This is a genomic window from Pseudomonas sp. PAMC 29040, assembly GCF_003994535.1.
GTDB classification, from domain to species: Bacteria; Pseudomonadota; Gammaproteobacteria; order Pseudomonadales; family Pseudomonadaceae; genus Aquipseudomonas; species Aquipseudomonas paraversuta.
This window is the reverse complement of record NZ_RZAA01000007.1, coordinates 176,477-188,950: the sequence shown is the minus strand read 5'-3', so window position 1 is coordinate 188,950 and position 12,474 is coordinate 176,477. Positions and strand designations below refer to the sequence as shown.

At 61.3% G+C, this 12,474-nt stretch carries 9 protein-coding genes; 3 read left to right on the top strand and 6 right to left on the bottom strand.

Going from position 1 to position 12,474, the window contains the following annotated elements; translation table 11 throughout:
• The first annotated feature begins 171 nt into the window (after window positions 1-171).
• Together WG29040_RS14855 and WG29040_RS14850 are read left to right on the top strand one after the other, a co-directional pair.
• A complete protein-coding gene (locus WG29040_RS14855; RefSeq protein ID WP_003446192.1) occupies window positions 172-1,035 on the top strand; it encodes a LysR family transcriptional regulator in 864 nt (287 codons plus the stop codon).
• Window positions 1,036-1,163: 128 nt separating this feature from the next.
• A complete protein-coding gene (locus tag WG29040_RS14850; protein WP_010656926.1) occupies window positions 1,164-2,408 on the top strand; it encodes an AGE family epimerase/isomerase in 1,245 nt (414 codons plus the stop codon).
• A gap of 86 nt (window positions 2,409-2,494) precedes the next feature.
• Here the strand turns inward: WG29040_RS14850 and WG29040_RS14845 are convergent, their stop codons facing one another.
• The 6 genes from WG29040_RS14845 to WG29040_RS14820 form a co-directional block, all read right to left on the bottom strand.
• A complete protein-coding gene (locus tag WG29040_RS14845; RefSeq protein WP_127196439.1) occupies window positions 2,495-4,927 on the bottom strand; it encodes a TonB-dependent siderophore receptor in 2,433 nt (810 codons plus the stop codon).
• 102 nt (window positions 4,928-5,029) lie between these two features.
• Complete coding sequence (locus tag WG29040_RS14840; RefSeq protein ID WP_127196438.1) at window positions 5,030-6,007, bottom strand: FecR family protein; 978 nt, start codon at window positions 6,005-6,007, stop codon at window positions 5,030-5,032.
• The gene (locus WG29040_RS14835) at window positions 6,004-6,516 is read right to left on the bottom strand and encodes a sigma-70 family RNA polymerase sigma factor (protein ID WP_037001887.1); all 513 of its coding nucleotides are present in this window, start codon (window positions 6,514-6,516) and stop codon (window positions 6,004-6,006) included. The genes WG29040_RS14840 and WG29040_RS14835 overlap by 4 nt, the downstream gene beginning before the upstream one ends.
• Before the next feature lie 176 nt (window positions 6,517-6,692).
• Window positions 6,693-7,439 carry an SDR family oxidoreductase gene (locus WG29040_RS14830; RefSeq protein ID WP_003446200.1) on the bottom strand — a complete coding sequence of 249 codons (747 nt, stop codon included), beginning with the start codon at window positions 7,437-7,439 and terminating at the stop codon, window positions 6,693-6,695.
• Window positions 7,440-7,525: 86 nt separating this feature from the next.
• A complete protein-coding gene (locus WG29040_RS14825) occupies window positions 7,526-9,601 on the bottom strand; it encodes a bifunctional diguanylate cyclase/phosphodiesterase (protein WP_127196437.1) in 2,076 nt (691 codons plus the stop codon).
• 117 nt (window positions 9,602-9,718) lie between these two features.
• Entirely contained in the window at window positions 9,719-10,612 is an 894-nt protein-coding gene (locus WG29040_RS14820; RefSeq protein WP_003446211.1) for a LysR family transcriptional regulator, read from the bottom strand.
• Window positions 10,613-10,775: 163 nt separating this feature from the next.
• Here WG29040_RS14820 and WG29040_RS14815 point away from each other — a divergent pair, with 163 nt between their 5' ends.
• Window positions 10,776-12,317 (top strand): MFS transporter, encoded by a 1,542-nt coding sequence (locus WG29040_RS14815; protein ID WP_127196436.1) that lies wholly within the window; start codon window positions 10,776-10,778, stop codon window positions 12,315-12,317.
• The last annotated feature ends 157 nt before the right edge of the window (window positions 12,318-12,474 follow it).

Genomic DNA, 12,474 nt, shown 5'->3' with positions numbered 1-12,474 from the left:
CCCTTTTTTGTGTGTGTTGCAGTTCGGCAAACCACTGGCACCCTGTGCCAGGGCAGGTGACGTTAGCTGAATATAAAAATCAGACATTGATGCAGGCCACTATAAGGTCGGTATTTATGTTTTTTGACCCGTTAGCCTTACACTGACGGCCCCTTGCAGACTGGCGCGATCATGGACCTCGACCTGGCCCGGACCTTTCTCGAAATTGTTCGCTGCGGCAGCCTCGCGAGTGCCGCCGAGAAACTTCATGTCACCCAGACAGCCGTCACGGCCCGGGTGCAAAAACTCGAAAGCCTGCTCGGCGTGACGCTGTTCATTCGCAACCGCGCAGGCGCCAGACTGACCTGCGACGGGGAAGCCTTCGTGGTCTACGCCAATCAGCTGCTGCAGACCTGGGAAGCCGCACGACGGGATCTGCCGCGCCCCGAAGGCTTGCACCAGATGCTGCACATCGGTGGTGAAGTCAGCCTGTGCAACCCGCTGATTCTGAGCTGGGCCAAAGCCCTGCGCGAACACCTGGACACCCACGCCTTGCGGGTGCAGATTCGTGACGGCGAGCAATTGTTGGAGCAGGTTGAAATGGGCCTGCTGGACGCGGCACTGGTCTATCAGCCGGTGTATTGGCCCGGGGTGCAGGTGGAGCAATTGCTGGAGGAAAAACTGATTCAGATCCGCCGCCCCGCCATGCCCGAACCCTATGTGTATGTGGACTGGGGTGAGGACTTCCGCCGCCAGCATGACGCAGCACTGCCGGACCGGGCGCGGGCCGCCATCAGCTTCAACCTGGGGCCGGTGGCATTGCACTACATTCTGGAAAACGGCGGCAGCGGCTACTTTCGCACCCGGGTGGTTCAGAGTTATCTGGACAGCGGCGCGCTGGAGCGCGTTCCCAAGGCCCCCGAGTTCAGTTACCCGACCTATCTGGTGTATTCCCGCGAACGCGACGGTAGCGCCTTGCAACAGGCTATCGAACTGCTGCGGGAGGTGGTCAAGCGCGACAGCGACTGGTCCCAGCGCTGGATCCCGGAGATTTGACCGGCCGTTGCCACGGCCTGTGGCAGCGGGCTTGTCCTTGCCGTAATGAAAGGTTTCAGCTTTCTACTTTGCAGCCAATCCCTTAGGCTGCGAGCGCCAGATAATCACAAGAACCGCACAGGTGGCCCATGACCGATCTCACCCGGACCAGCGACAGCTGGCTGACCTCCGCCCCCCATCAACAGTGGCTGCACGCCCAGGGCCAGACCCTGCTGGATTTCGCCAAGGCCGCCCGTGTTCCCTCCGGTTTCGCCGGCCTTGACCGCTTTGGCCAGCGCGCAGACGATGCCCCGGCAGACACGGTAACCACCGCCCGTATGGTTCACAGTTTCGCCCTGGCCCATATCCAGGGCCTGCCGGGTTGCGCACCGTTGATCGACCACGGCCTGAAGGCACTGGCCGGGGCCTTGCGCGATGGCGTGCACGGCGGCTGGTTCGCCGCCCCCGACGCGCAGGATGGCAACACCCGCAAAGCCGCGTACCTGCATGCATTTGTCGCCCTGGCCGCCAGCTCCGCAGTGGTGGCCGGACGCCCGGGCGCCAGCGCATTACTGGATGAAGCGGTAGCGGTGCTGGAAACACGGTTCTGGTGCGAAGACGAAGGTGCCCTGCTGGAGTCCTTCGCTAGTGACTGGAGCGACTGCGAAGCGTATCGCGGGGCCAACAGCAATATGCACGGCACCGAAACCTTTCTCGCCCTGGCCGACGTGCTCGACCAGGACCTGTGGCTGGAGCGCGCCCTGCGCATCAGCGAGCGGGTGATCCACCAGCACGCCGCGCAGTCCGCCTACCTGCCCGTCGAACACTTCGATGCCCGGTGGCAGCCGTTGCCGGAGTACAACCGGGAGCATCCGTGCGATCCATTCCGCCCCTTCGGTAAAACCCCGGGTCACGCCTTTGAATGGGCGCGCCTGCTGCTGCACCTGGAAGCTGCGCGCAAGCAGCGCGGCCTGCCCGCGCCCGCCTGGTTGCTCGAAGACGCCCGCCAGCTGTTCCACAGCGCCAGCCTGCATGGCTGGAATGTCGATGGTGACACCGGCATTGTTTACACCCTGGACTGGGACAACCGGCCCGTGGTGCGCGAACGCCTGCACTGGACCCTGGCCGAAGCCTCTGCGGCAGCGGCGGCCTTGTTGCAACGCACCGGCGAGCAGGAATATGAAGTCTGGTATCAGTGCTTCTGGGACTACATCGACCTGCACCTGATCGATCGCCAGCACGGTAGCTGGCACCACGAACTGGGGCCTGACAATCAGCCTTCGGAAAAAATATGGCCCGGCAAGGGCGATCTGTACCACGCCTACCAGGCCACCTTGTTACCGCGCCTGCCGCTGGCCATCAGCCTGGCCAGCGCACTAAAACTGCGCCGTTGAAAGCCCATAACGGCTGCGATTAGCGGTGCGCAAAACCGGGGGACAGATCAATCCTGCCCACCAAACAAGCCCGTAAAGCCCCGGTATCACCAGTCGTATTTGACTTCCAGCGCCGCGGTCCGTTGCTGGCCGTAGTAACAGCCAAAGCTGTAATTACACGACGAGACGTACTCGCGGTCGAACAGGTTTTGCACATTGAGGCTGGTACTCACCCCTTTGAACCCCGGGTCCAGCGCCGCCAGGTCATAGCTGAGGGTGGCGTCGTAGATCACGAATGACGGGGTTTTGAAGGTGTTGTCCGAGTCACCGTAATTCTTCCCGGTGTAACGCGCACCGCCGCCCAGGGTCACCCCCTGCAGCAGGTTGCCGGTGAAGTGGTAATCGGTCCACACACTCGCCGCCCATGGCGCCTGGGCTTCGCTGCGGTTGCCCTGGTTGCCATAATTGGACTTGCTGTAGAACACATCCAGGTAGGACAACGAGGCAATCAGGTCAATATTGTTGAAGCTGCTTTTGCCTTCCAGTTCGATCCCCCGCGAGCTGACTTCACCTTCCTGAATCTGATATTCCTGGTACTGCAGGTCACCGGTCAGCACGTTCTGCTGCTTGATCTGAAACACCGACGCCGTGAGCAAGGTGCTGTCGTCAGGCTGATACTTGACCCCCACTTCATACTGCTTGCCCAATTGCGGGATGAACGCCTTGCCCCCACGCTCCGGAGCTGCGGTCCCCACTGACGGCAGGAACGATTCGGTGTAGCTGATATAGGGTGCCAGCCCGAACGAGGTGACGTAGGTCAGCCCCACGCGCCCGGTAAACTTGTTGTCGTTTTGCATCTCCCGGGAATCGGCCAGCAGGTCATTGTTATCGACTTTGGCCCAGTCATGGCGCCCGCCAATGGTCAGGATGAAGTTGTCGAACTTGATCTGATCCTGCACATAGAAGCCGGTTTGCTTGACCCTGTTATCCCACTTGGTGGTCAGGGTCGGCACCCCCGTGGTGCGGTAGTTGGTGGGGTTGTAGAGGTCGATGATTTCACTGCCCGACAGGTTGTAGCCCTGATACTTGCGGGTGAAATCCCGGTAGTCCAGGCCCACCAGCAGGGTGTGCTGCAGGGGGCCGGTGGTGAAGTCGCTTTGCAGGTGGTTGTCGAAACTGTAGGAACTGTTTTGCTGGCGCCAGTCGAGCTTGGTGCGACTGGCGTGGCTGTCACTGATGCCCTCGGGGGTGGTGACAAAACGGTTGAGGTAAAAGCCTTTGTAGCGGTCGTTGACGTCGATATAGCTCAGGCTCTGGCGATAGGTCATGGCCTCATTGAAAGCGTGGGAAAACTGATAGCCAAGCACGTATTGATCACGCTTGTAGTCGTTCCATTTCGAGTCGCCCAGAAACGTATCACGATCAATCCTGTTGCCCTGGGAGTTGCGATACAGGCTGCCCACCGCCGGCAAGGCCTGATAGTCGGCCAGGGCGTCATCGCGCTGGATTTGCGCATACAGCGTCAGCTCGGTGTCGTCGTCAGGCATCCAGCTGAAGCTGGGCGCCAGCAGCTGGCGTGAATCCTCGGTGTGGTCCACCTGTTCGCTGCCGGTATTGCCGACCCCGATCAACCGGTAACTGAGGGTTTTGGCCTCGTCCAGTGGCCCCGTGAAGTCAAACGCCAGGTTGTAGCGATCGAAACTGCCGGTGCCGACCTTGATCTGGTGCGCGGCTTCGGTACTCGGCCGCTTGGACACCATATTGATCATGCCTCCGGGCTGATTCTGCCCGTAGAGCACCGAGGACGGCCCTTTAAGAACTTCGATGCGCTCCAGGGTATAGGGGTCGATCTGTGGCGCGCCGCCCAGACTCCCGGCCGAGGGCAAATAAGCGCCATCGAGATAAAGCAGGGTCGGGGCAAAGCCGCGGCTGGTGATTTCATCGGCGATGGTGTTGCGGTCGGTGTAGCCATTGGTGCTCAGGCCCGGGGTGTAACGCAGGGCCTGGGTCAGATCGCGGGCGCCCTGGACCTGCACCTGATCCGCCGTCACCACGTTGATGGTCTGCGGGATCTCCAGAATCGGTGTATCGGTTTTAGTGGCCGTGGCCGATCGGGTGGCAACAAAACCGTCAACCGCTCCGCGAGCGTCCTCGGCGGTACGCCCCGATACTGTGGTTGCTCCCAGATTCAAGGTGCCCGTTGCCGCCAGCGGGTAAACGCTCAGGGCACCGCTCTGGGTCACGTTCAAACCCAGACCGCTGCCTGCCAGGGCACGCTCGGCGGCCTGCTGCGGGGTGAACATGCCCCGTACCGGGGCCGAGGTTTTCCCCTGCAACAAGGCAGGAGCTACCGACAGGGTCAGCTGGCTGTCACGGGCAATCCGGCTCAGTGTCACACCCAGCGGCGCCGCCGGCAGGTCAAAGGCACGCAGGGCGCTCTGTTCATTGGCCAGCGGCCCGGCCACCGCACCCAAAGGGCAGGCAATGCTCAGGGTAATGGTCAGCGCCAGCAGGCAGGGTCTCAACGGGGCGTACGACATGGGGCATCCTTTCTCGTTGCAAGGTAGGCAGTTGTAACCTTGACCAACGAGCAGAGTTTTCCCCTCAGCTTATTTGTAAATAATTCCCATTCGGTGGAATTTTTACCCGCGCACATCAATCAGGGTCAACCAGGGCCCATAGCGCGTGACCTTGATCGGCAAGGTTTGCGCCAGAGTGCTCAAGGTCTGCGGTGTGTCGTCCAACGAGAAAACCCCGAACACCCGGACCCTGGCGGCTTCGGGACTGATACGCAGAACCCCGGCCTGATAAGGCCGCAGCGCCTCTACCAGAGTCGACAACGGCTCGTCATGCAACTCGACCCGGCCTTCGAGCCAATCGGCCTGACTGCGTGCGGTCGAGGTTTGCGGGTCAATCTGGCTGGCGCTGAACGACACCGCCTGACCGGCATTGATGCGTCGCTGCAGACCATTGAGCGTATCCAGCTGCACACTGTGCTGCTGCACACTGGCCAGGCTTTCGTCCGGCCCCTGGCGCACCATGAACCGTGTGCCCAGGGCCTGGACCTGGCCTTGGGCGGTCGCAACCACAAAGGGCCGCAGCGGGTCGGCGGCAACATCGACCTGCAACTCGCCTGCGCGTAATTGCACCCGCCGCTGCCCGGCGCTGAACTGAATATCCACGGCGCTGCGGGCGTTGAGTGTCAGGCGGCTGCCATCCGCCAGCTGTATGGTTTTACGCTCGCCGGTGGCGGTATGTTGATCGGCCATCAAGCCCCTCAGCGGGGTGACCCGGTCGACCACACTCGCGGCGCACAACCCCAGCAGTAACAGCAACAGGCCGCCTTGCAGGGCTTTTTTGCCTGGGACCGTTGAACTGGCCAGCAGCGCCTTGCTCGCGGCATGCAACTGCCCGGGGTTACGCCGTTCAACAGACTGCAAATCCGCCAGCGGGTTTTTCAAGACCCCGGCCACCCGCTGCCAGGCAGCCATGTGCTCGGGTTTTTCCGCCAGCCAGGCTTTGAACACCTGACGTTCCGAAGGGCAGGCCTGCCCGGACTCAAGCCGCAGCATCCAGTCCACGGCGGCACGGGTGGCGGGATCAACTCTGACCTGGCTCATGGGCACTCCCGGGTTTGCGCCAGGCAATGGAAAAAGGCCCGGCGCAAATCGCGCTCAACGGTGGCCAGTGAAACCCCCAGCAGAGTGGCGATGGCCTGCTGCGGCATGGCTTCGAGGCGATTGAGCAAAAACGCCCGCCGCACCCGCGACGGCAAGCCTTCCAGCGCCTGATCAATCGCTTCGATCGCCTCGCGTACCAGCGCAATGTCTTCGGCTGAAGGGGCATAATTCTGGGGCAGGTCTGCAAGCTGCTCGAGATAGGATTGCTCCAGCTTGCGTCGACGCCATAGCGAGCACAGCAGCCGCCGGGCAACGGTACTCAGATAGGCTCTGGGCTGTTCAATGCGCTCGAGTTGCTGCGCATCGAAAGCCCGCACGAAGGTGTCCTGAGTCAGATCGGCAGCATCCTGCGGGCAGCGCACCTGTCGCGACAGCCAGCCGCGCAGCCACGCATGATTGTCGTGATAAAGACTCGCCAGCAGGGCTTTGGGATCCACAGGACTAGACACGATAGATAACCAGACTCAAATAGCAATAAGTCGCATTATCGATAGATCCCAGGGAAAAGCAACATGCATATCCAGGTAATACCGCCAGCCTTGCCAGCCTTGCCAGCGATGCCATCGCGGGCAAGCCCGGCGCCCACAGAGGCCGGGCCTGTTGTTGGGTATCTAACGGGCCTGGATCAACGCCCGCCGCACAAATCGATAAAGGTACCGGTGGCGTAGGAAGCCTTGTCGCTGAGCAGCCAGATAATGGCTTCGGCGACTTCCTCGGGGCGTCCGCCACGGCCCATCGGGATGCTCGACTCCAGCTTGCTGACCCGCCCCGGGTCGCCGCTCAAGGCGTGGAACTCGGTAAAGATCAGGCCCGGGCGCACCGCGTTGACCCGGATCCCCTCGCCCGCCAGTTCTTTGGACAAGCCCAGCGTAAAGGTGTCCAGTGCGCCTTTTGAAGCGGCATAGTCCACGTACTCATTGGGCGAGCCCAGGCGTGCAGCCCCCGACGACACGTTGACGATATTGCCGCCCTGGCCGCCGTAACGCGGAGACATGCGCAGTACCGCATACCTGGAACACAGGATCGGCCCCAGTACATTGGTTCTCAGGGTGTGCAAAATACGCGATTCGGACATTTCGTCGACCCGGGACTTGAGGCCCACGGTGCCGGCATTGTTGACCAGCGCGGTGATCGGCCCGAGCTCTTCGTCAACCCGGGTAAACAGGCTGATGATCTCTTCTTCATTGCTGACATCGGCTTGCACCGCAATCGCCTTTGCCCCCAGCGCATGCACCCGGGCCAGCACTTCATGGGCGGCGGCGGCATCCGTCAGGTAGTTGATGCAAATCCGGTAGCCCTGCTGTGCTGCCAGGATCGCAGTTGCAGCGCCAATGCCGCGACTGCCGCCGGTGATCAAGATGACTTTGTCCATAAAAACGCTCTCCAGTTCGACGGTGCAAATGTGACCGGCAGAATAACCGCGAAAGCTTTGGTTTGTCAGGACGCTGGCGATTGGCCTTAACGCGACAGTTCGGCGCGATGGATATCCAGCATGAATTGCTCGGCCGGTAGCGGTTGCCCCAGCAGAAAACCTTGCAGGGCATCACAGCCCAGAGTGGTCAGGAAGCTTTGCTGGGTGTCGGTTTCAACCCCTTCAGCCACAATTCGCAACCCCAGTGCCTGGCCCAGAGCCACAATCGCCGAGACAATCGCGGCATCGTCGCTGTCATGCTCCAGGTCGCGGACAAACCCGCGGTCGATTTTCAGTTCATTGGCCGGTAGGCGCTTGAGATACATCAGGCTCGAATAGCCGGTGCCGAAGTCATCGATGGACAAATCCACCCCCATCTGCGACAGCTTTTGCAGCACGGTCATGCTCGCGTCCGCATCGCTCATGGCCGTGGTTTCGGTGATTTCCAGGGTCAGGCTGTTGGCCGGCAACCCGTGCTGCTCCAGCGACGCAACCACACTGTCGACCAGCCCCGAATAGCAAAACTGCAACGCCGACAGATTGACTGCAATGCGCCAGTGGCTATACCCCTGATCGAACCACATACGCATCTGGCGGCAGGCTTCATTGAGCACCCACTCGCCGATGGGAATGATCAACCCGGTTTTTTCCGCCAGTTCGATAAAGTGCTCGGGCAGCAACAGCCCCTGCTGCGGATGCTCCCAGCGCAACAAGGCTTCGGCCCCCACCGGCTGGCCGCTGGTGGCGTCAAACTTGGGCTGGTAGTGCAAGCGGAACTGGTTTTGCTCCACCGCCTGGCGCAAGTCCTGGAGCAGTTGCAGTTGTTTGCGGGCATTGGTGTTCATCGAGACATCGAAGAAGCTGTAACCGTTTTTGCCGGCGCCCTTGGCGTGGTACATCGCCGCGTCGGCGTTCATCAGCAGCTCTTCGGCGGTCTGCCCGTTGCCTGGATACAGAGCAATGCCGACACTCGCGGAGATCTGCAAATCATGCTCATCAACCCGGAACCCCTTTGACAGCAGGCTGACCTGCCGCGCGGCGACCTGGGGCGCATCGTCCGGTTCGCTCAAGCGCACCAGCAACACAAATTCATCGCCACCGATGCGCGCCAGGGTGTCCTGGCTGCGCAACTGTTCACGCAAGCGCAACGCCACTTCGCGCAGCAAACGGTCACCCAAGTGGTGACCAAAAGCATCGTTAACCGGTTTGAAGCCGTCCAGATCGATAAACATCAACGAGAAGCATCCGCCCTGCTCCGCCACTTTGGCCATGGCCTGGCTGATGCGGTCGGCCAGCAGGGTGCGATTGGGCAGGCCGGTCAAGGTGTCATGCAGGGCCAGTTGGGTCAGTTCTTCATTGGCCAGGGTCAGGGAGTTCGCCAGGGCCGCAGTACTTGCATCCAGCCGGGCGTCAAAAACTGAAGTCAACAAGGCAATGACCAACACCGCCAGGCTGGTCACCAGCACCAGATTATCCAGGCCCTTGCCACTCAAACCGTCCACGGCCGCGCCGCAAAAACTGCCGACCGGGAAATTCGCCGCAGCCATGCCGGTGTAGTGCATGCCGACAATTGCCACGCCCATGATGATCGAAGCCCCGGCCCGCACCAGATGCACATAGGGGGTGTGCTTGCGCAGGCGGAACGCTATGGACAAGGCAGCGGCCGAGGCCCCTACCGCAATCACCAGGGACAGTCCCACCAGCGCCGGGTCGTAATCGATTCCCGGCTGCATGCGCAACGCCGCCATACCGCTGTAGTGCATGGCGCTGATGCCTGCCCCCATGACCAATGCGCCGAACAATAATTGCAGGGCCGGCAAGCGCGGCTGGCTGACCAGCCACAAGGCGAAACCAGACGACAGAATGGCCACCAGCAACGACCACACCGTCAGCCCCAGGTCATAACCCAGCTCCAGCGGCAACTGCAGGGCGAGCATCCCGATAAAATGCATCGACCACACGCCAAAGCCCATTGCCAGCGCCCCGCCGCTCATCCACAGATACACGGTTCGGCCACGGGCCGTGGCGATTCGTCCGGCCAGATCCAGGGCGGTATACGACGCGAGTATTGCGACGCACAGGGAAATAAAAATCAGCGAAGGGGAGTAACTAGCAGAAACCATGGGCTTTCTCGTAAGCAGGTGCCGAACAGCATCCATGCCTGGTAAAAAGTGCGCGATTGTACTGGGTCTACAGGTAAACGCACCTATACCAAGCAGATATTCAGAAAGACCGGGTTGTTAGTTGGCAGCCGGCGTGAAGGTACGAAAATCATGTTTCACTTTGGCGATATAACGGGCCACCACCGGGGACTTTTCAAACCGGCGGTGAATCAGGGACAACCATGACGTTGCCGCGCAGCCCTCGATCGGCCGGTAAATCACATTGGGCAAACTGATATGCCCGACCACCGACTCCGGCACCACCGCCACCCCTTGCCCCAGCGACACCAGAGCAATCACCGCCACCAGGCCACCGGGCTGGGCGCCGAGCCTGGGGGCGTAGCCACCCTGGGCCGCAACCTGCAAAGTGCCGCTGATTTGTTCGGGCAGGATAAAGGTCTCGTTTTGCAGGTGTTGCGCGCTGATGCCTTTAAGACGCGTGAGCCATGAATCATCCGTCAGGGCCAGTACAAAACCCTCGGCATTCAGGCCAATCGCCTCCAGCTCCGGAGGCAAGGCCATGGGTGAACGCACGTAACCCAGGTCGAAGCGGCCTTCCACCACACTCAGCGGCAGGTCGGCCATCGGCGCTTCTTGCACATTGAGACTGACTTCGCTGCAGTCCCGGGAAAAAGCCTGCACCTGGCGTTGCAACACGCCGGAGTAAACCGCCGACGCAACGTAGCCCAATTCGATATGCCCCACTTCACCGCGCCCGGCCCGCCGGGCATTGCGCTGCGCCAGTTCGAACTGGCGCACTGTGGCGTCAGCCTCGGGCAGCAAGGCCTGGCCTGCTTCGGTCAGGCTGACCTGACGTTGCTGGCGAATAAACAGACGCACCCCCAGTGCATGCTCGAGGTCCTGGATTTGCCGGCTTAGGGTAGGCGGCGCAATCCCCAGCACTTGCGCGGCGCGGGTGAAGTTGCGCTGTCGGGCGACAGCCAGAAAATAGCGGAAATGACGTATATCCATACCAGCATTAGCTCAAAGGTAATGAAGTCAGGGTTAGCAGCTAACAGACTCTGCCATGCAGCGCGATAGTCTGTGGCCATCCCACACTAGAGAGAAGAGAACCTGCCCGTCAAACCAATTACCTGCAAAGCAATGTTGAGACCCATCATCCAGGAACTGCGCCATGAAAACTGTCAGCCCACGCCTGACCCTGCTGACTGCCAGCGGGGTGTGTTCGTTAATCGTGCTCGATACCAATATCGTCGCGGTCACCCTGCCCAGCATCGCCCGCGACCTTGGGGCCAACTTTGTCGATATCGAATGGGTGGTCAGCGCCTACATGTTGGCATTTGCGGCCCTGCTGCTGCCTGCCGGGAGCATTGCCGACCGCTTTGGCCGCAAGAAAAACCTGCTCTGGGGTTTAAGCATTTTCATCCTTGCCTCCATCGGTTGCGGCGCTGCCCCCAACAGCCTGTTGCTGGAGATCGCCAGGGCCGTCAAAGGGGTCGGCGCGGCTCTGTTGCTGACTTCAGCATTGGCCTCCATTGGCCACGCCTTTCATGACGAGGTCGAACGTGCCAAGGCCTGGGCGTTCTGGGGGGCGTGCATGGGCGTGGCGATGACGGCTGCACCGACCCTTGGCGGCCTGATCACCGAATCCCTGGGCTGGCGCTGGATTTTCTACCTCAACCTGCCGGTGGGCTTGCTGCTGATGCTGCTGGTCAGGCATGCCATTGCCGAGTCCCGGGATCCCCAGGCAGCCCGTCTCGACCCCTGGGGCAGCCTGGCCTTCAGCGCCAGTCTGCTGTGCCTGATCTGGGGCCTGATCGAAGCCAACCGCATTGGCTGGGACAGCCCGATGACCTATGCCCGCCTGAGTGCCGGAGCGTTATTGCTGGGCTTGTTCGTATGGGTCGAGGCGGTGCAACGGCGGCCCATGATTGACTTGCAACTGTTCCGTCACCCGCGCTTTATCGGTGCCCTGCTCGGGATGTTTGCCTACGCCGGTTGCGCACAAGTGATGATGACGCTGCTGCCGTTCTACCTGCAAAACGGCTTGGGCTTCAGCGCCGTCGCGTCAGGCCTGGGCATGTTGCCGTTTGCCCTGGCCATGCTGATCTGCCCGCGTATTGGTGCCCGCCTGGCCTCGCACGTCAGCCCGGCCAGCCTGATGGCGGCAGGCCTGACCCTGGTTGGCTGTGGCAACCTGCTCAGTGCCTGGGCGGTGGACCATGGTGGCTACTTGAGCTTTGCCCTGACCACTGCAGTGACCGGTGCCGGAGCCGGCTTGCTCAATGGCGACACACAGAAAAACATCATGGCCTGCGTACCCCGGGACCGGGTGGGCATGGCGTCCGGCATGAGTACCACCATGCGCTTCAGCGCCATCGTGCTGGCCATCGGTGTATTCGGTGCCTTGCTTGGCAGTCACACCGAGCAAAACCTGCAGGCCAGCCTCAGGCAGCAAGCGCGGCCGTGGCTTGAACAGAGCCACTTTATTGCCACAAGGGTGGTGGCGGGAGACATGCCGGGAGCCCTGAGCCAACTGCCAGAGGCAGCCCGCACACGCATTGAACCGCTGGCAACCCGGGCTTTTGTTTCCGGCTTCGGGGTGGTGCTGTGGGTGGCCGGGATCCTGGCCTTGCTGGGCGCACTGCTGGTGGGGACGCTGATGCGCAAACCGATACCGCAGATGGCAACCGCGCGGCCGGCCCTGCAGGAATGACCCGGTCTGCAGGCGCGAGCTTTTTCAAGATCAAAAGATCGCGGGCATGCTCGCCCCTGCGGGGCTAACCTTTCGAACATGAAGAAATATTCAGAAACGTTTCAGCTTTTTGTGGGCAAAATGTGCTCACTGCACAAAAGGCCCATCAGGTGACGGT

What these genes read in the sequence shown, in the direction of transcription:
- WG29040_RS14855 (WP_003446192.1), top strand. Translation starts at nt 172, where the DNA reads ATGGACCTCGACCTGGCCCGGACCTTTCTCGAAATTGTTCGCTGCGGC.
- WG29040_RS14830 (WP_003446200.1), bottom strand. Translation starts at nt 7,439, where the DNA reads ATGGACAAAGTCATCTTGATCACCGGCGGCAGTCGCGGCATTGGCGCT.
- WG29040_RS14815 (WP_127196436.1), top strand. Translation starts at nt 10,776, where the DNA reads ATGAAAACTGTCAGCCCACGCCTGACCCTGCTGACTGCCAGCGGGGTG.
- WG29040_RS14845 (WP_127196439.1), bottom strand. Translation starts at nt 4,927, where the DNA reads ATGTCGTACGCCCCGTTGAGACCCTGCCTGCTGGCGCTGACCATTACC.
- WG29040_RS14850 (WP_010656926.1), top strand. Translation starts at nt 1,164, where the DNA reads ATGACCGATCTCACCCGGACCAGCGACAGCTGGCTGACCTCCGCCCCC.
- WG29040_RS14820 (WP_003446211.1), bottom strand. Translation starts at nt 10,612, where the DNA reads ATGGATATACGTCATTTCCGCTATTTTCTGGCTGTCGCCCGACAGCGC.
- WG29040_RS14840 (WP_127196438.1), bottom strand. Translation starts at nt 6,007, where the DNA reads ATGAGCCAGGTCAGAGTTGATCCCGCCACCCGTGCCGCCGTGGACTGG.
- WG29040_RS14825 (WP_127196437.1), bottom strand. Translation starts at nt 9,601, where the DNA reads ATGGTTTCTGCTAGTTACTCCCCTTCGCTGATTTTTATTTCCCTGTGC.